14 protein-coding genes and 1 pseudogene are annotated in these 17,953 nt (G+C 60.7%); 8 read left to right on the top strand and 7 right to left on the bottom strand.

Annotated features, from left to right (window positions below):
* Positions 1–16 precede the first annotated feature (16 nt).
* The 3 genes from SB822_RS45890 to SB822_RS45880 form a co-directional block, all read right to left on the bottom strand.
* Entirely contained in the window at positions 17–976 is a 960-nt protein-coding gene (locus tag SB822_RS45890) for an SDR family NAD(P)-dependent oxidoreductase (protein WP_410857816.1), read from the bottom strand.
* On the bottom strand, positions 939–1,508 hold the full coding sequence (locus SB822_RS45885) for a TetR/AcrR family transcriptional regulator (protein ID WP_079501713.1): 570 nt from the start codon (positions 1,506–1,508) through the stop codon (positions 939–941). Before SB822_RS45885 ends, SB822_RS45890 begins: the two co-directional genes overlap by 38 nt.
* 260 nt (positions 1,509–1,768) lie before the next feature.
* Positions 1,769–2,902, bottom strand: a complete 1,134-nt coding sequence (locus SB822_RS45880; RefSeq protein ID WP_410857825.1) for a porin — start codon at positions 2,900–2,902, stop codon at positions 1,769–1,771.
* A gap of 518 nt (positions 2,903–3,420) precedes the next feature.
* On the opposite strand from SB822_RS45880, the gene SB822_RS45875 reads away from it, so the two are divergent.
* Positions 3,421–4,353 (top strand): hypothetical protein, encoded by a 933-nt coding sequence (locus SB822_RS45875; RefSeq protein ID WP_079486995.1) that lies wholly within the window; start codon positions 3,421–3,423, stop codon positions 4,351–4,353.
* Positions 4,354–4,624: 271 nt separating this feature from the next.
* Here the strand turns inward: SB822_RS45875 and SB822_RS45870 are convergent, their stop codons facing one another.
* Positions 4,625–5,353: a c-type cytochrome gene (locus SB822_RS45870; RefSeq protein WP_079486996.1), complete on the bottom strand. Its 729-nt coding sequence runs from the start codon at positions 5,351–5,353 to the stop codon at positions 4,625–4,627.
* 1,808 nt (positions 5,354–7,161) lie between these two features.
* Here SB822_RS45870 and SB822_RS45865 point away from each other — a divergent pair.
* The 3 genes from SB822_RS45865 (at position 7,162) to SB822_RS45855 (ending at position 9,356) form a co-directional block, all read left to right on the top strand.
* Positions 7,162–7,440 (top strand): hypothetical protein, encoded by a 279-nt coding sequence (locus SB822_RS45865; RefSeq protein WP_009769641.1) that lies wholly within the window; start codon positions 7,162–7,164, stop codon positions 7,438–7,440.
* Between the two features lie 448 nt (positions 7,441–7,888).
* Positions 7,889–8,218 (top strand): ArsR/SmtB family transcription factor, encoded by a 330-nt coding sequence (locus tag SB822_RS45860; protein WP_009769642.1) that lies wholly within the window; start codon positions 7,889–7,891, stop codon positions 8,216–8,218.
* A 76-nt stretch (positions 8,219–8,294) separates the two neighbouring features.
* On the top strand, positions 8,295–9,356 hold the full coding sequence (locus SB822_RS45855) for an alkene reductase (protein ID WP_007731631.1): 1,062 nt from the start codon (positions 8,295–8,297) through the stop codon (positions 9,354–9,356).
* A gap of 72 nt (positions 9,357–9,428) precedes the next feature.
* Here the strand turns inward: SB822_RS45855 and SB822_RS45850 are convergent, their stop codons facing one another.
* Positions 9,429–9,995 carry a GNAT family N-acetyltransferase gene (locus SB822_RS45850; protein WP_410857815.1) on the bottom strand — a complete coding sequence of 189 codons (567 nt, stop codon included), beginning with the start codon at positions 9,993–9,995 and terminating at the stop codon, positions 9,429–9,431.
* Between the two features lie 81 nt (positions 9,996–10,076).
* Here SB822_RS45850 and SB822_RS45845 point away from each other — a divergent pair.
* Together SB822_RS45845 and SB822_RS45840 are read left to right on the top strand one after the other, a co-directional pair.
* Positions 10,077–10,686, top strand: a pseudogene (locus SB822_RS45845) (LysE family translocator).
* Positions 10,687–10,716: 30 nt separating this feature from the next.
* On the top strand, positions 10,717–11,871 hold the full coding sequence (locus tag SB822_RS45840; protein WP_079501746.1) for an FUSC family protein: 1,155 nt from the start codon (positions 10,717–10,719) through the stop codon (positions 11,869–11,871).
* A gap of 54 nt (positions 11,872–11,925) precedes the next feature.
* Here the strand turns inward: SB822_RS45840 and SB822_RS45835 are convergent, their stop codons facing one another.
* The gene (locus SB822_RS45835; protein WP_007744708.1) at positions 11,926–12,234 is read right to left on the bottom strand and encodes a hypothetical protein; all 309 of its coding nucleotides are present in this window, start codon (positions 12,232–12,234) and stop codon (positions 11,926–11,928) included.
* 29 nt (positions 12,235–12,263) lie between these two features.
* The gene (locus SB822_RS45830; protein WP_410857814.1) at positions 12,264–13,691 is read right to left on the bottom strand and encodes a PLP-dependent aminotransferase family protein; all 1,428 of its coding nucleotides are present in this window, start codon (positions 13,689–13,691) and stop codon (positions 12,264–12,266) included.
* 193 nt (positions 13,692–13,884) lie between these two features.
* Here SB822_RS45830 and SB822_RS45825 point away from each other — a divergent pair, with 193 nt between their 5' ends.
* Together SB822_RS45825 and SB822_RS45820 are read left to right on the top strand one after the other, a co-directional pair.
* Positions 13,885–16,209, top strand: a complete 2,325-nt coding sequence (locus tag SB822_RS45825; RefSeq protein WP_009769646.1) for an FdhF/YdeP family oxidoreductase — start codon at positions 13,885–13,887, stop codon at positions 16,207–16,209.
* Between the two features lie 405 nt (positions 16,210–16,614).
* Entirely contained in the window at positions 16,615–17,652 is a 1,038-nt protein-coding gene (locus tag SB822_RS45820) for an IS481 family transposase (RefSeq protein WP_410857813.1), read from the top strand.
* The last annotated feature ends 301 nt before the right edge of the window (positions 17,653–17,953 follow it).

Here is a 17,953-nt window from a genome sequence, read left to right as displayed (position 1 = left end):
AAGACGTGGAAGCTCGTCACTCTGGCATGAAGCCAGACTTACCTTCGAACATCACAGACGCTGCGAGATCCTTTTGCGCCTGCAGCGCGGCCAGACTCCGGGTATAGCCCGCTTCCAGCACAGCATAGGCATCGCCGCCTAGAACGGTGCGCAGCGGCGGCTCCGGCATCTGGCTGATCGTATAGATCGCTTCGGCCATTCTCACCGGGTCGCCCGAAGCATCTGCTTCACCGTTTTCCTCGATCCATCGACGCAGCCTGGCAACCGTGCTGTCCTTGTAGTGGTCGAGTTGCGGCGTCCAGCGGATATTCGCCACGAACCCTGTCTTGATGGAGCCCGGTTCGATAATGATGGTCTTGATGCCGAACCCGGCGACTTCCTGGCTAACTGCTTCGGCGAAGCCCTCCAGACCGAACTTCGCGGCGTGATACATCGAGCCTCCGGGGAACGCGGCACGTCCGCCGACGCTGCTGACATGGATGAACGTGCCGCGCTGTTTCTCGCGCAATGCGCCTAGAAACGCGCGCGTGACGTGGATAGGCGCCAGCAGGTTCAGCGCGATCTGCTGCTGGATATCGGCGTCACTCATTTCCTCCATCGCGCCGATAACCGCGCCGCCCGCGTTGTTGACCACAACGTCGACATCGGGATGACGTGCTGCTGCCGCCTGAACCTGCTCGCGATCAATCACGTCCACCGACTCCACTTCAAGCAGATCCGGATAGGCCTGCGTCAGTGCTCGCATTCCCTCGATGCGACGCACCGCTGCGACCACGCGATGCCCTTGCGCCAGCACTTTTTCCGTGAGGGCGAGCCCGAGACCGCCGGAGGCTCCCGTTATGAACCACTTCTGACTGGACATGATGACTTTCTCCTTTCGCAAACTAAGTGAGTGCATATTAGTGAGCGCCCAATCACTCATTAATTGAGTAAAAAAATTACATCGTGATTGCGCGCCACAGAACGCGAAAGCCAAGCTTCCTTTGAAGCGCGGCGTCCTTGGGATGCCTTTCGATATGCTCGATCGTCGTGTCGGCAATGTGCTCGATCAACGACGAGAGAAAGCTGATCGGCGCATCGACCAACACGCCGTCGCGCACGCCATCCTGCATCATCTGGGCGACGGCCAGAAACGGCTGCATGCCCTGTGATCGTGTGTCGTCCGATACCTGCCCTGAACCCGCAAGCCGGGCAACCGCGAACCGTGCAGACGGATTGGCCAGTCCCCAGTTCACATAACGCTCGAAAACGTGCTGCATGCGCTGCATGTAGTCGGCTCCCGTGGGATAGTCAGGCATCACAGCGTCGGCCAGGCCGCGCTTGAGGTGCAGATACAGTTCCTGGAACAATGCCTCCTTGCTCTCGAAGTACGTGAACAGCGTGCCCTCCGCCACGCCGGCGCCACGCGCGATGCTCGCCGTGGAGGCCTGCACGCCCAGTTCAGCGACGGCTTGCGTCGCGGATTCCAACAGGGCGCTACGTTTTTCGGGACTCAAGGGACGGGCCATGAACTGCCTTAAATGACTGATTACTTGCTCAACTATAACCGTCTTTTTCAAGACAAGCAATCGAAAGTGACCTTTCTTTCGAAGTCGAAGATCGATACGACTGCGCGGCGCAATCCTGAATAATCCTTCACACCAGATATGCCAGCTGTCTCGTATCGGAATGCGAGCAAGCCATCCCGGCATTTCGTCGAACTGCCCAAGCAGGCAGCGCCCGCACGATGTGCGGGCGCCCAGGCACATGACCAGATTGAGCAAACGCGTTAGAAGCGCGTACGCAAGCCTACCGTCGCCGCCACCTGATTGCCCGTCGTAGCCTGAGCCAGGCCGTTGATGAACGCACCTTCGAACGCGGAACCTGTCGCACCGTACGCGTGTTGATAGACGCCTTCGACATAGACATCGGTGCGTTTGCTGAAGGCATAGTCGGCCATCAGCGTCACTTGATGCCACTTCGGATCACCCGAACCGGTGCTTCCGTCAAAGGCACCTTGGGTGAACGTATAGGCACCTGCGAGCAAAACAGACGGCGTCACGGCATAGTGCACATTGACTTCATAGTTGTCGAAATGAAGCGAATCAAATGATTGAGCGATCACAGAGTTCGCGCCCGGCTGCGTGTTGTCGAACAGGGTATGCGTCCACAGCAAGCCGACAGACGCCGGCCCGATCGTATAGTTGCCGCCAACCCCCATCACACGCTGGCGTGAAGCGGGGAAATTGACGAAGTCGTTGTTCGACACCGCTCCCGTTCCCGAAAGCGAACCATTATTAAGTTGAAGGTAAGCAGCCGCCAGATTGATAGGGCCAACGCTGTACGTCACACCGAAGCTATAGGCGCGATTGTTCGAAAAGCCACCGGCCGCGTTACTGAAGCCGTATAGCGCCTCGGCCTGCAGCCCCCGATACGTCGGACTCACGTATTTGACCGAGTTGTTGATATAGAACGAGTCATCCACGTTGTCGTTGTCGAACGGATGTGCGGCCAGGTTGTTTCCATCGCCGTTGTTTGCCAACGCAATGGGACCAAGGTCATCGACCACGGAATCATACTGGCGGCCAAACGTTAGCGTTCCATACAGATCGTTTTGCAGACCGACGAAAGCCTGACGGCCGAACATCGTACCCGCGTATGTGGTCTTGCCGTTTTGTATATTGAAGCCGTTCTCAAGACGGAAGATCGTACGCAGACCGCCGCCGAGATCCTCACTTCCCCGCAGGCCCCACACTTCATTCGACAGCATGCTGCTTTGTTCCTGCACCACGCTGCTGCCACCCTGGTTATTCGTATAGACGATACCTGTATCGATCAATCCATAAAGGGTGACGCTGCTTTGCGCATGAACCCCCACCGCAAAGACGGAAAGAACAGCTGCGCCGATAATCTTCTTCTTCACTTGCTTTGCACTCCAGGCCGTGTCACAAAAAGAGATCATGACGTGTGCATGATCCCCGTCCATCCAGAAGCTCCGGATAACGCGCGCTTACTTGACAAAGAATTAACGAAGGATCCGCCGGCACCGTAATGGCTAGTCATCCGTCGAATGTGATCCGCTTTGCATCCGCGCATCCGCAGCGTCACGATTCTATGGGTATCGACATTGCGGTTTATCGAAAGAATTGCAGTCTTCCCGCAAAGATTTCATAAACGACTATCGGAAGTCATCGAACCCCTGCTCACTCTGCGCAACATTGCAGCGAATGGCCGCGTCACGTCGGCCAACCCAGCCTTAGTGGCGTCGACACGAACGCATTCAACTCAAAGGACACCCGCTTGAGTCAACAGTCGCGCCCTACCCGGGAGCCCTCGCGCAATTTAAGGTAGTCTGTCTGGAACGGTTCAGCAGCGGCGGGTTCAGGGATCGACTCCGCCAATACGACGATGGTTATAGCGACCTCATGGAGGGTATTGACTGTGGCTACGAAGAATGGCGGTACGCTGTATATCCTGCAGGCACGTCCACCGGCGATCATCGCTTTATCACCGGACGGTTCACACGAGGTGATTGTCGCGAACCTTACGCGCACGCCCGACGGCATCAAGGTCGATGCTGAAAACCAGGTGGTCTACTGGACCAACATGGGAACGGGCATCCATCTGGTCGATGACGATCCGGCTTCAGGCGCAGTTCCTCCGAACGACGGCACGATCGAATGCGCGAAGCTCGATGGAAGCGAGCATCGCGTGCTGGTGCCTTCCGGTAAGGCCGGGACGCCCAAGGAACTCGTGCTGGACAAGGAAGGCGGCCACCTCTACTGGTGCGACCGCGAAGGCATGCGCGTCATGCGCGCGCGGCTGGATGGCAGCGAAGTGACGGAACTCGTCCGCACCGGGAATTTCCCCGAGGATACGGGCGACGCGACTCGCCATTGCGTAGGCATCGTATTGGATAAAGCAAACGGGCACGTCTACTGGACGCAAAAGGGACCGCCGGATGGCGGAGAGGGCCGCATCTTCAGGGCGGGGATCGAGTTGCCGCCTTCCGCGACGCCCGATCGACGCCCGGACGTCGAATGTTTGCTGGCCGATCTGCCCGAACCGATCGACCTCGATATCGATCACCGCGATAGCATGCTTTACTGGACGGATCGTGGCGACGATACACATGACGGAAATACTTTGAATCGCGCAAGAATCACGGCGTCCGGGCTGATTGATCGCCAGGTGCTCGCCCACGATCTGAAAGAGGGTATTGGTGTGTCTCTGGACTCACGTGGGCGCCGTGCCTTTGTGACCGATCTGGGCGGCAACGTGCGCGAGCTGAACATCGATACGAAGCACACCGCGCATTTCACCACCGTCGCACATCTAGGTGTTCTGACCGGTATCGACTACGCCGAGATTTGAGTCGGATCCCAAAGACTGCCCGGGACGTATCGGGCAGTCTTGTCACGCTAGCACCCATTGAGCCTCGATAAGCGGCGATCGGCGGCGCCACGCCTTCCGGTCGTCCTTTCGGCCGGGCTCACCCGCAAGCCTCGAGAAATAGAACAAAGCGTTACGCGAAGAGAGGGGCCACTCTTGTTCTATGTAATTGGATCGATGGGCTTGTCGCGGTAAAGATCGATGGATGAGCGAGATCAATACGTCGTAACGGAACGCGCGCGCTACCTGGCTGTCACGGCCCTGTCACGGACAGATAGGCGGCGACCTGTTCGATCTGCTGTTCGTTGAGCGCAGCAGCAACGGCCGTCATCGTGCCCGACTTCGGCGGCGCGGACTTCGCGCGCGCCTGGAATTCGTGCAATCGTGCGATCGTGAACGCGGACGGCTCGCCCGCAATCGACGGGAATCGCGCGCCATTGCCTTTGCCGCCTGCGGCGTGACAACTGAAACACGCAGGAACACTAGCGCCCGCGCCCGTCTCTGCCAGTTGCCGGCCCGCCATCACGAGCGTTTGCGAAGGTGGCGGAGAAGCTTTCACGATCGGCGGGTGCTGCCCGGAAAAGAACACGGCAAGCGCATGCATATCGCTGTCCGAGAGGTTCTGCGCCACCGCCTGCATCGGCACACTGATGCGCGTGCCTGCCTTGAACATCGACAAAGCGTGGGCAAGGTACTGCGGATCCTTTCCCGCGAGTCGCGGCGCGCCGGACGCTTCGCCGGCACCCAACGCACCGTGACACGCGACGCAAGTCGTGATCGAAGGAATCTGCGTCGATGTGGTTCCAACCGCAGCAATGGCATTGTCTTGCGCGAAGCCCACACTCGCGAATGTGCCTAACGACAGGAAAATACCCAGTTGTGCACCGCCTAACAGGATGCGCGCGCAAAACGAGACTTTTTTTGTGCGCCACGCGCTCCTGTCCGGGACGCTCGCATTGAACAACCTTGCCCTTTTCAACATCGGTCCTTTCTCCGCTGAAAGCCATGGAGTCGCCCCTTGATTGGGAGCCAACATGAGTCGAGGAGCGTACCTCAAACCGGGTGACTATCACGTTGGATTTGTGCGAGATGTCCAATTTGTAATCTGAAGGCAATGTACTCGTTATATGTCATGCGACATGTGCTTGAGTCGTGTGCGCTTTCTTAAGCGAAACCGTCGCGCAGTTTGTAATCTTGAGTAATCAGGCTTTCTTACGCCCTGTTATTTTTTGCCGCTGCCTACATCAATGATATTTACTATCGATTCCTAAACGTATGTCAGCTCGCAACGCGCACCCCATTATCTATTTTGTCGAAGTCTTCTCTTTGCGTGAGACGAATGGGTCCAAGGAATTGAGTCGACGACGTAGTGATCGGGGAGACGAATGCCGCCGATGAACATTTGCAATTCCGGTAGAAAAACGCATCGACCCCACTAACGGATCGTTCTGATTTGCGTCGAAGGGCTACCTTATGACCGATGCGTGCTTGCGTAATTCGGAATAGCGGGTTGACGCTAGTGCGCCGCTGACCGATATTGGCAATCTGCCCCGCTCCGTTTTCGATTCGTCTTATCTTATTGCGATCGCGGTATCGGTTCGCATCATGGAGCAGTTGCATTTATAGGGGGAACATTTGCCGATGGACGCTCAAACCGCTCGTCGCCCGAATTCTTTGACCACGTGCGCGCAGTGCGGCGGTAGGTTATCCGAGCCTGTTAATTTTTGTCCACAATGCGGGGCGCCCGCGAGGCTCGCGTTCAGCGAACGCACCTCGACGAAGAAGCCCAATGCCGCAACGGCATCCAAAACGGCAAGCGCTACAGGTGCGCGTGCGAATGTTGCGCCCGGGGGCCAGATCTGGCGGTCCCGGCTGACATCGTTCGTCCGACCGGCCGTCGCCGCCCCGCATGGCGGCGCGCGTTCACCTTCGCGATCTCAAGGCGGCTTCCGTGGTTCGCGTATGAAAACGGGGACAGCGCTAACTCTGGTGGCATTAGTCGTGCTCTGCGGCGCAGTGGTATTGGTTCACCGTCTTAGTGGCTCCGCCGATGGAGAACCGATAGCGGCATCGAACACTGCGCAAGGTAGCGTAACGGCAAATGGCACGAGCCAGGCGAGGCGGACCCCGGGGGTTGATGCGCCGGCAATCACGCGAGGCTCGGCGCAAAATCCAGCGTTGGCGCAAAACTCGACAATGACAGCAGAAACAACGCCTGCGCCGGTCGCGTCGGTTGCCGTGCCCGAACCGGCTCAACCGTCGACCGCGACGCCGCAGCCGTCACAATCCGTGTCCTCGCAGAGTTCGGTTTCGAACAGCGGGCGAGATAGCGACAAGAATCACAGGCTGATGGCGCTCGCACTTGCGCGAGCACACAGCGGTCTCAACAAAAACGACCTGCGTATGGCGCGCTCGGGCATTTTTTGGGCGCTTTCCTTGCAGCACGACAATAGCGAGGCACTCATGTTGAAGCAGGAGTTGCTCTCGCGGGAAAGGGAGCGTAATACGTCATCCACCGCGACACGCGGATCCGTCAACGGTGCGAGCCCGGCGGACTAAGTCCACCGTGGCCAAAAGCGCCAATGGATCAGTAGTTTGCTGGAAGGGCGAAAGGGCAGCGACTTCGGCAGACGCCTCCGTCTTTCCTCCTCGAGAGTCCGTCGTTCGCTGATCGATGCTCACAGCGAGCGCCCTGAGATGACTGGCCTGAACGAAAAGGCGTACCCGCGGTCTTATGTTATCTCCACCTCCCAGTCACTGGGATCGTTCCCTAACTGCCTGGGGATCAAAATGAAACGTACATTTATCGCGATCGTTCTGGTTGTAACAGCGTCGACGGCGTTTGCGCAATCGACCCGCGGCGTCGCTTCCATCGCGCAGCCCGCCAACAACTCGCTCCAATTGCCGAGCAGCCATTCCGCCGGTCTGCCGGCCGGCCGATGGGTCCCGCCATATAGCGGGCCGACGCCTGCCAGAACTCCCGCACAGGTTTATCAGCAAACCGTGCATGCGGAGGTCGACGGACAACTCGCGCATCTCAACTCGATGGCGGCGGCAGCTCGCCACTAGCGCGCAGGTTGAAGACCGGGGACCCAGCGTCCCCGGTTTGCCACAAAGATCCGATCCAAAACCGCGCTATAAAGTTAAATTGACGTACCAGTTCATATGCAAACCTAACTAATTAATGATGCAAACGCCGGCGCTGGCCAAACCAAATTGACCTCACTCTTTATCACGTCAACGATCACATCCCAAGCTTGACACGGGATGCGAACGCATCATTTAGGCAGCGATCAGCAGAAAAGCGAAGATCGCCATTCGAAACAGCACCCAGATTCGCGTCAATCTCCCCCAGCCGTCGCCAGGCACCTCTGCCCCACCGGCTCGGACCGGGGACGACACTATCACCCCCATTACCAGTAAGGCCATCCACACATATCGTGAAATTCCGATATAAGATTCGGTCCATAGCGATTCAGACGCCGACATTCCGGCCAGAGAGTCTGTCCGCTGTTTCATGAGCACGAAGCCCAACCCGAAGACCACCGATATCGACATCGACGCGATCCACAAGGCGCTGGCCAACCCGGCGCGTCGCGTGATTCTTGCGAAGCTGCGCGAGCCGGGAAAGTATTTCCCGGAGCAGGAGCTTTCGTACGAGCACGGGGTCTGCGCCGGACAGTTCGACGACTGCTGCGGTCTGTCGCAGTCCACGGTGTCCGCGCACCTCGCCGCGTTACAGCGCGCGGGGCTGATCACGTCGAAACGCGTGGGTCAATGGGTGTTCTTCAAGCGCAACGAGGCCGTCATCGAGGCGTTCCTCGCACGCATGAACACGGATCTCTGATTTACGCCGGCGTCTTCGCTTTCCCCGAATGCAGTCTCGACACATCGGGCCATGCGCCTGCAAGGATTGACACAACATGCCGACACTTTTCGACCCGCTCCAGATTGGCGATCTCACGCTGAAAAACCGTATCGTGATGGCGCCTCTCACGCGTCAACGCGCTGGCGACGTGCGCGTGCCCAACGCGTTGATGGCGAAGTACTACGCCGAACGCGCAAGCGCCGGCCTGATCATCTCCGAAGCCACGTCCGTGACGCCGCAAGGCCTCGGCTACGCCGACACGCCGGGCATCTGGTCGGATGAACAGGTGGAAGGCTGGAAGCTCGTGACGGACGCCGTCCACAAGGAAGGTGGCAAGATTTTCCTGCAACTGTGGCACGTCGGCCGTGTGTCGGACCCTGTGTTCCTGAACGGCGAACTGCCTGTCGCGCCGAGCGCGCTCGCGCCGGAAGGCCATGTGAGCCTGGTGCGTCCGCAGCGCCCGTACGTGACGCCGCGCGCGCTCGACATCTCGGAGATTCCGGGCATCGTCGCCGCGTATCGCAAGGGCGCGGAAAACGCGAAGAAGGCGGGCTTCGACGGTGTTCAGGTGCACGGCGCGAACGGCTATCTGCTCGACCAGTTCCTGCAGGACAGCACCAACAAGCGCACCGACGCATACGGCGGTTCGATCGAAAACCGCGCGCGCCTGCTGCTCGAAGTGACGGACGCGTGTATCGACGTGTGGGGCGCGGATCGCGTGGGCATGCACCTCGCGCCGCGCGGCGATTCGCACACGATGGGCGATACCGATCCCGCCGCGACGTTCGGCTATGTCGCGCGTGAGCTCGGCAAGCGCAAGATCGCGTTCATCGCGGCACGCGAAGCGCTCGGCGACGATCGCGTCGGCCCGCTGCTGAAGAAGGAATTCGGCGGCGTGTATATCGCCAACGAAAAGTTCACGAAGGAAAGCGCGCAAAAGCTGCTGGACTCGGGCGAAGCGGACGCTGTCGCGTGGGGCAAGCTGTATATCGCGAATCCGGACCTCGTGCGCCGCTTCGAGCTGGATGCGCCGCTGAACGAGCCGGTTCCCGCAACGTTCTATGCGGAAGGCGAAGCGGGCTACACCGACTATCCGGCGCTGGAAACCGTCAACTGATCTCGCGCCGGGCTGGAAACTAACAGCCAGTAGTGCAATGAACGCGGCGGGAGCGATTCCCGCCGCGTTTTTTCATTCATGCCCAGCAGGCATCACCACGCGCCGCATGAACACGCGCTTCGTCTCATCGACACCGCGCGCGATCCGCAAATTGCGGATGCGCAGCAGCGCGGCATCGAGCTCATCGTCCTCCAGCACGCTAAAGCCGAGCCGCTGATAGTACGGCGCATTCCACGGCACATGCCGGAACGTCGACAGCTCGACATACGTCGCGCCCGTCTCTCGCGCCCTTACGTCGACCTGATCGAGCAAGGCCGCGCCGATTCGCCGCCCCGCATGCTGAGGCACGACGTCGAGCGCTTCGACGTAGATGCGCGCACGCAGCATCGCGAACATCACGAAGCCGACGCATTCGCCGTCGCATTGCGCGACGATCACTTCCGACGCCCCCACCTTCTTCAGCACGAACGGCGCATCCATCGGGCGCGCGGCCGCGATGCCCGTCAGCCCGACGCTGACGAAACGCTGCGCCGCCTCGCATTCGACGACGCGAATCGACGGGACATCTTCGGGCACAGCAGGCCGATAGTGAACGACGGGTAGTTGCATCGGGTTGGTTGGCAGAGGCTCAGCGGACATATTGACACTGCTTGCCCGCGCAACTCAACCCGCCACGCCGATATAATCCAGCCACAGACCCTTTCGCAAAGGAGTCGTTCGATGGCACTTTCCGGTCTTCTCGTCTTCGCGCTCGCGCTGATTGTTGCCGCGGGCTCGCCCGGCCCGAGTATCGCGGCGCTCGTCGCCCGCGTGCTCACCAACGGCTTCCGCGACGTGCTGCCGTTTCTCGCCGCGATGTGGATCGGCGAAGCGCTGTGGCTCACCTGCGCGGTCGCCGGCCTTGCTGTCGTCGCGCATAGCTTCGCGCTGGTGTTCATCGCGCTGAAGTTCGCGGGCGTCGCGTATCTGCTGTTCCTCGCGTGGAAGATGTGGTTCGCGCCCACCGACGTCCACGAAAGCACGTTGCCGAGCGGTCAGTCGCCGTGGCGCATGTTCGTCGCGGGGCTGATGGTTACGCTCGGCAATCCCAAGATCATGGTTTTCTATCTGGCGCTGCTGCCGACCATCGTCGACCTGTCGCGTGTCGGCACGCTCGCCTGGCTCGAACTGACGCTGACGATGCTCGCCGTGCTGATGTCCGTCGATTTCATCTGGGCGCTCGCCGCCGTCAAGGCGCGCGCTGCTGACCAGCCGCCGCGCGGTGAAGATCGCGAACCGCACCAGCGCGACGATGATGGCGGGCGCCGCGGCCGCCATCGCCACGCGCTGAACTCACACACACCATCTCGACGAGGTTCGCATGCGCGCCCGCATGTTCACGCAGATCGGCCGTGACGCGCTGTCCGCGCTCGGCCGTGAACTGGCCGCCTGGAAGCCGACGCCCGAGCGCGCGCTGTTCGGCGTCGAAGCGGTGATCTCGGTCGTCCTGTCGGTGGCGCTCGCGCATCTGCTGCACCTGCCCTATACCTGGTGGGCCGCCATCAGCGGTTTCGCCGTGATGCAGACGCGCTTCTCGGCTTCCGCACAACGCGCGCTGCATCGCGTGCTCGGCACCATTCTCGGCGGCCTGCTCGGCACGCTGCTGGGTCCGATCATCGGCGATCGACCGTGGCTGTTCGTCCCCGTGCTGGGCGTGATCGGCGCCATCTGCGTCTATCGCGGAAACGGCTCGTCGGCGTCGTATGCATGGGTGCTGGGCGGCATCACGTGGGTGCTGGTCACGTTCGAGGCGCACAAGCTGATCGCGTTCGGCCCGACGGCGTCGTTCGCGATGATGCGCGTCGCCGAGGTGTGCGTCGGCACGTTTGCGTGCCTCCTCGTGTCGGGCGCGTTTCACGTCGGCATCAGTTGGTATGAGCGGCGCCGGCCCGCGTCGAAAGTCGTCGCGGCGGCGGCCGCTACCGCGAACGCCCCGCCGCCCACCTTCGAGACCCTGCGCCACGCGCGCATGGTGCTGGGCGTGCAGGCGGGCATCGCCGTTGCGATCCTCGCGGCGCTCACCGTCACGCTCGATCTGCCCGGCTTCGCGCAGGCGCTCGTGACGACGATCGCGGTGATGATCCTGCCGCCCACTTCCGTCGTCGTGCGCTCGCAGAAGCCCGTCGCCGACAAGATGGTGCAACGCATGGTGGGCTGCCTGATCGCGGGCGCGGTTGGGATCGCGCTATTGCCGCTGATGCAAGGCCAGATCGTGCCGTCCCTGCTCGCGCTGGCGGCGGGCATCTGGGCAGGCTGCCACGTGCAGACGGGCAAACAGGGCGCGAGCTATATCGGCCGGCAGTTCACGATCGCCTTCATCATGGTTTTCGTGCAGGACCACGCATGGTCCGCCGATCCGCACGCCGCGATGCTGCGGCTCGCGGGCATCCTGACGGGCATTGCGATTCTCACGTGCGTGATGCTGCTCGCGTCGCGCCTGTCGTTCTTGCCGGCTTCGGAAGAAGCCACGCCGTAAGCGCCACGCGGGCTTCGATGCGCTTCGATGCGCATCGGTAAGCTTCGACGCGACTCAAGGCTCGCCGAACAGCGCCTCGCACAGCTCCAGCCCTTCGCCCGTCAGCGACGCCGATCCGCGCCCTTCCTCGTCCATCTGCACGGCGATCACGCCCGCCGACTGCAACTGCGTGAAATAGCGCCGCAACGTGCTCATGGGGAGATCGGCACGCTTGCTGATCTTCGCGAGCGACCACGGCTTGCCGGGCGATTCGCGCGACGCTTCCCATAGCAGCATCAGCAACTGCTCGACGGTGGGATCGAGTTCGTTATCGTCGTCATCGTCTTCGCAATGCTTGTCGTGTGCCGCATCATTCGGATTCAAGTCGGTTCTCCTCTCGACGAAACGTCAGCTCATTCGCGCATGCTCGCGGCCGCCAGTTTGCCGACCGTCATCAGCGCGCTCTCGATTTCCGGCGACCATGCATAACTGTAATTCAAGCGGATGCAATGGCTATACCCGTTCGTGGTCGAGAACATATAGCCGGGGCCAACCGTAATGCCGTGCTCCAGCGCGAGCTTGTAGAGCTGCATCGAATCGACACTGCGCGGCAGCTCGACCCACAGCACGTAGCCGCCCATCGGATGCGACACGCGCGTGCCTTTGGGAAAGAAGCGCGTGACCATCGTCGTCATCAGCTTCGCGCGCTGCGCGAGGCCCTTGCGCAGCTTGCGCAGATGATGCTCATAGCCATCCTGCTTCAGATATTCGGCAATCGCGAGCTGCGGAATCGACGGCGTGGTCAGCGTGTTGAGAAACTTGAGCTTCTCGACCTGCTCGCGGTAGCGGCCCGGCATCGCCCAGCCGATCCGGTACGCGGACGTGAGCGTCTTCGAAAACGACGCGCAATGCAGCACCAGCCCTTTCTTGTCATAGTTCTTCAGCGCGCCGGGATGCACGTCGCCGAAGTACAGCTCGTGATAGACGTCGTTCTCGATGACGGGTACGTCGTGCCGCGTCAGCAACTTGACGAGTTCGCGCTTCTTGTCGTCGGGCATCTGGAAGCCGAGCGGATTCTGGAAGTTCGGCATCACCATGCACGCGGCGATTTTGCGTTTATCCAGTATGTGCGCGAGCGCGCCGAGGTCGATGCCTTCGCGCGGATGCGTCGCCACTTCGATCGCGCGCATGCCCATGCGCTCGATGGCGTGCAGCATCGCGTAGAAGGTCGGCGATTCGACGGCGACCGTGTCGCCGGGTTTCGCGACCGCCTGCAGACACAGATTGATCGCCTCCGTCGCGCCGACCGTCACGACGATCTCGTTCGGATCGATCGCGATGCCATTCTCCAGATAGCGCCGGGCGATCTGCCGGATCAGATCGGGATTGCCTGGCGGCAGCTCGTCGGTGACGCCCCATTGCGTCTTGCGCCGGCCGATCACGTGGGCGTATCGGTTGATCTTCTGGAACGGATACAGACTGGGATCGGGATACGGCGAGCCGAGCGGCACGGCCTCGTCGCTGCCGATGGAGCGCAGCGTCGACAGCACGAGCCGGCTCACGTCGACCTGCGCGGACACGGCGATTGGCTTCGATACATCCAGTTCCTGCACGGGCGGCGGCGCGTCGTTCGCGCCGAGCCGCACGAAGTAGCCGGACTGCGGGCGGCTCTGGATCACGCCCTTGCTCTCCAGCATCAGGTACGCGCGCAGCACCGTCGTGATCGAGATCTGCCGGTGCTGGCTGGTCTGCCTTACGGAGGGCACGCGCTCGCCCGGCCGGAACACGCCGCGCCGGATCTGCCCTTCGATTTCCTTCGCCAGTTCTTCGTAAAGCTTCAAGAGATGCCTCTGCCGTAGGCACAGCGGACGGGCGCCGCGCCCAAATTTTGAGCACAGTTCACCGAAATTGAGCCTTTCGGTCGATAACAGTCGCAACTGTACTCTTTTTCTATCACACATTGTGTACACGCCGGGTACGCGTATTCCCCACTACCCTAGCCTCAACATCAAGCCACACCGGACACAAGAACACATGGACAAGACCAGCACCAAACCGGGCCGCATCGAACCGTACATCGGGCCTGCCGCCGGATGGGGCGCATTGAAGTACGTCGCGATCAATCTCGTCAAGGAGAAGGTCGCCGGGGGCAAGTACAAGACGCTTTTCAAGCAGAACCAGGCGGACGGCTTCGACTGCCCGGGCTGCGCATGGCCGGACCGCCAGCACGCGTCGACCTTCGAGTTCTGCGAAAACGGCGTGAAGGCCGTTGCGGCGGAAGCGACGAGCAAGCGTGTGACGCCCGCGTTCTTCGCGCAGCACACCATCGACGAGTTGATGAAGCAGGACGACTACACGCTCGAACAGCATGGCCGCCTGACTGATCCGATGGTGTTCGATCCGCTGACGGACAAGTACCAACCCATTTCGTGGGACGCCGCGTATCAACTGATCGCGAAGCATCTGAAAGGGCTCGACAGTCCGCATCGCGCCGCGTTCTACACGTCGGGCCGGGCGAGCAACGAAGCCGCGTTCCTGTACCAACTGTTCGTGCGCATGTACGGCACGAACAACTTCCCCGACTGCTCGAACATGTGCCACGAGGCGACGAGCCGCGGCCTGCCGACCACGGTCGGCATCGGCAAGGGCACGGTGTTGCTCGAAGACTTCGAGCACGCCGACACGCTGCTGATCTTCGGCCAGAACCCGGCGACGAACCACCCGCGCATGCTCAACGAACTGCGTGACGCCGCGAAACGCGGGGCGACCATTGTGTCGATCAACCCGTTGCGCGAGCGCGGCCTCGAACGATTCGCGAGCCCGCAGCACGTGACGGACATGCTGTCGTCGGGTGTGCAGATTGCGTCGACGTTCATCCAGCCGAAGATCGGCGGCGACTTCGCGCTGATCAAGGGCGTGGCCAAGCGTGTGCTGGAACTCGACGACCTCGCTGTCGAACAGAACGCCGAGCGTGTGCTCGACGTCGCGTTCATCGAAGAACACACGGCCAACTTCGAAGCCTTCGCTGGCGATCTGCGCGGACAAAGCTGGGAAGCGCTGGTCGAAGAATCGGGCGTGCCGCGCGAAGATATCGAGAACCTCGCACGCATCTACGTGAACGGCAAGCGCGTGATCTCGACGTGGGGCATGGGCATCACGCAGCACAAGCATTCCGTGCCGACGGTTCACATGCTGTCGAACCTGATGATGATGCGCGGCAATATCGGCCGTCTGGGCGCCGGCCTGTGCCCGGTGCGCGGCCACTCGAACGTGCAGGGCAACCGCACAATCGGCATCGAGGAAAAGCCCACTGACGCGTTTCTCGACCGGCTCGGCAAGGTGTTCGATTTCGAGCCGCCGCGCGGTCACGGCTACGACGTGGTCGAAACGATCGAGGCGATGCTTGAAGGCCACGTGAAAGTGTTCATTGGCCTGGGCGGCAATTTCTCGATCGCGACGCCGGACACGCCGCGCACGTGGGAAGCGCTGCGCGCCTGCGACCTGACGGTGCATATCACGACCAAGCTCAACCGCAGCCATCTCGTGCATGGCAAGGCAGCGCTGATTCTGCCGACGCTCGGGCGCACTGAAATCGACTTGCAGAATGGCGTTGCGCAAGGTGTGACTGTCGAAGACTCGATGAGCATGGTTCACGTGTCGTACGGGATGAACACGCCTGCGTCGGGCAACCTCGTGTCGGAGACGCGTATCGTTGCGCAGATTGCGGAGGCGACGCTTGGCAGCGCGAAGGTGGACTGGCTTGCTTACGCGAATGATTACGCGAAGATTCGCGATGCGATTGAGTGGTCGATCGATGGTTTTTACGAGTACAACAAGCGGATCGAGCAGCCGGGCGGGTTCCATCTGCGGGTTGCGTCGCGCGAGCGCGACTGGAAGACGGAGACGGGGAAGGCGAACTTCGTTGTGCATCAGATTCAGCGCGATACGCCGATCCAGCGGGCCCGGAGGCTGCACGGTGAACGTGCGATGACCTTGATGACGACTCGGTCGCACGATCAGTACAACACGACCATCTATGCGATGGATGATCGCTATCGCGGGGTTTATAACCAGCGGCGCGTGGTGTTTGTGAATGCTGCTGATATCGCGATGCTTGGGTTCAAGGCTGGCGATTGGGTCGATATGGAAACCATCTGGGATGATGGGATCGAGCGGCGTGCTGAGCGGTTTTTGCTTGTCGAGTATGACATTCCGCGTGGGTGTCTCGGGGCTTATTATCCGGAGACGAATCCGCTTGTGCCGTTGAATAGCGTTGCTGATGTGTGTAATACGCCGACTTCGAAGTCGATTCCGGTGTTGTTGAGGGCGTCTTCTGCGCCTGTGGCGCGGGCTGCTTAACGCGGGGTTTGTTGGTGTCTGCGACGCTGGTGTGGTTTGCCTGTGTTTGCGCTGGCATCCGCGTTACGGTGTTTGCCGTTCATGCGTCGCCCCTGTGCGGGGCGGCACCTACTTTTCTTTGCCGCCGCAAAGAAAAGTAGGCAAAAGAAAGCGGCTCACACCGCCAACATTTCTTCTTGCCTGAGGGCCCCCAAAGGTTCTTACGCTTCACACGGCAAGCACGTGACCCTTGTTCGTTGCCAACGCTCTTGCGGTGCGCCTCACCCACTTCACCCACCCGCGCTGCATCATGTGCAATAGCCTAGACTAAATCTGACAGTGGTCGGTTTCTCGTGCCGTTGCGCGTGGGCGCGGAGGACGTAGTCCGAAGCGGCAACGCGCGCGGTGAACCGCAAGGAGTCCACCATGACTCAGGAACAGAAAGTCATCCGCGCCAAGGTCGGCATGCTCGAACTGGCGCGGCAACTGGGCAATGTCAGTCAGGCCTGCCGGGTAATGGGCTATTCCCGCGACAGCTTCTACCGCTTCAAGGAACTGTACGACAAGGGCGGTGAAGCGGCCCTGCAGGAAATCTCCCACCACCGCCCGCTGCTAAAGAACCGCGTGGATCCCCAGGTCGAGGCCGCGGTGATCGAACTGGCCCTGGAACTGCCCGCTTACGGCCAGATCCGTATCGCCAACGAGGTGCTCAAACGCCACGCCCTCAGCGTCTCGCCACAGGGAGTGCGTAGCATCTGGCTGCGCCATGATCTTGAGACCATGAACAAGCGCCTGAAGGCGCTGGAGGCGAAGTCCGCCCAGGAAGGGCTGGTGCTGACCGAATCGCAGCTCACCGCGCTGGAGCGGGCCAAGCTGGAAAAGGAAACGCATGGCGAATTCGAATCTGAATGTCCCGGCTACTGCGGCGCCCAGGATACCTTTTATGTGGGCACCCTCAAGGGCGTCGGCCGCGTCTATCAGCAAACCTTCGTCGACACTTACTCGAAGGTGGCGTTTGCCAAACTCTACGACCGCAAGACCCCGCTGCCGGCGGCCGACCTGCTCAATGATCGCGTCGTGCCGTTCTTCGACGGCTACGGTATTCCGCTCGCTCGCGTTCTGACTGACCGGGGTACCGAGTACTGCGGAAACCCCGAGCATCACGAATATGAGCTCTATCTGGCCGTGGAGAACATTGATCACACCCGTACCAAAGCTCGTTCTCCACAGACCAACGGAATCGTCGAGCGACTTCACAAGACCATGCTCAACGAGTTCTATCGCATCGTGTTCCGCAGGAAGATCTACGACTCGATCGCCGCCCTGCAGACCGATCTCGACGCATGGCTTGACCAGTACAACAATGAGCGCGAACATCAAGGGCGATGGTGCTACGGCAAGACGCCTATGCGTACCTTCCTCGACTCACTCGAACTTGCCAGGGAGAAACTGATTCCTCACTGAATCGCCTTCCTTCATTCGCTTCCCCGACTACCTGTCAGGTCCGGTCCAGGCTAATACACATCATGCCGTGCCAGATATTCCACGGCCGCCCAGGTGGCAAACTGTGTGTAGGCCGTAGAGCCCACACACGCCTCACTTCGGACCGATTGCGCACGCGTTCCACCCTGTAAGAGCGCCAGGCTATACGACGCGACAACCTACACACAGTTTGCCACCTGGGCAGCACATATCGTTCGCTGCCGCTAGCCCGTGTATGGGAGTTCGAAGCGGGTGAGGCGTTCATTCGAAGCGTTGGCAACGA

Source organism: Paraburkholderia sp. SIMBA_054 (assembly GCF_046534875.1).
In the GTDB taxonomy this organism is placed as follows: domain Bacteria; phylum Pseudomonadota; class Gammaproteobacteria; order Burkholderiales; family Burkholderiaceae; genus Paraburkholderia; species Paraburkholderia hospita.
Note: the sequence above shows the minus strand (reverse complement) of the source record. Positions and strands in the feature narration are given on the sequence as shown.

Coding starts and splice junctions, on each gene's coding strand:
- SB822_RS45885 (WP_079501713.1), bottom strand. CDS start 1,508: ATGGCCCGTCCCTTGAGTCCCGAAAAACGTAGCGCCCTGTTGGAATCC.
- SB822_RS45870 (WP_079486996.1), bottom strand. CDS start 5,353: ATGTTGAAAAGGGCAAGGTTGTTCAATGCGAGCGTCCCGGACAGGAGC.
- SB822_RS45865 (WP_009769641.1), top strand. CDS start 7,162: ATGAAACGTACATTTATCGCGATCGTTCTGGTTGTAACAGCGTCGACG.
- SB822_RS45860 (WP_009769642.1), top strand. CDS start 7,889: ATGAGCACGAAGCCCAACCCGAAGACCACCGATATCGACATCGACGCG.
- SB822_RS45855 (WP_007731631.1), top strand. CDS start 8,295: ATGCCGACACTTTTCGACCCGCTCCAGATTGGCGATCTCACGCTGAAA.
- SB822_RS45850 (WP_410857815.1), bottom strand. CDS start 9,995: ATGTCCGCTGAGCCTCTGCCAACCAACCCGATGCAACTACCCGTCGTT.
- SB822_RS45840 (WP_079501746.1), top strand. CDS start 10,717: ATGCGCGCCCGCATGTTCACGCAGATCGGCCGTGACGCGCTGTCCGCG.
- SB822_RS45825 (WP_009769646.1), top strand. CDS start 13,885: ATGGACAAGACCAGCACCAAACCGGGCCGCATCGAACCGTACATCGGG.
- SB822_RS45820 (WP_410857813.1), top strand. CDS start 16,615: ATGACTCAGGAACAGAAAGTCATCCGCGCCAAGGTCGGCATGCTCGAA.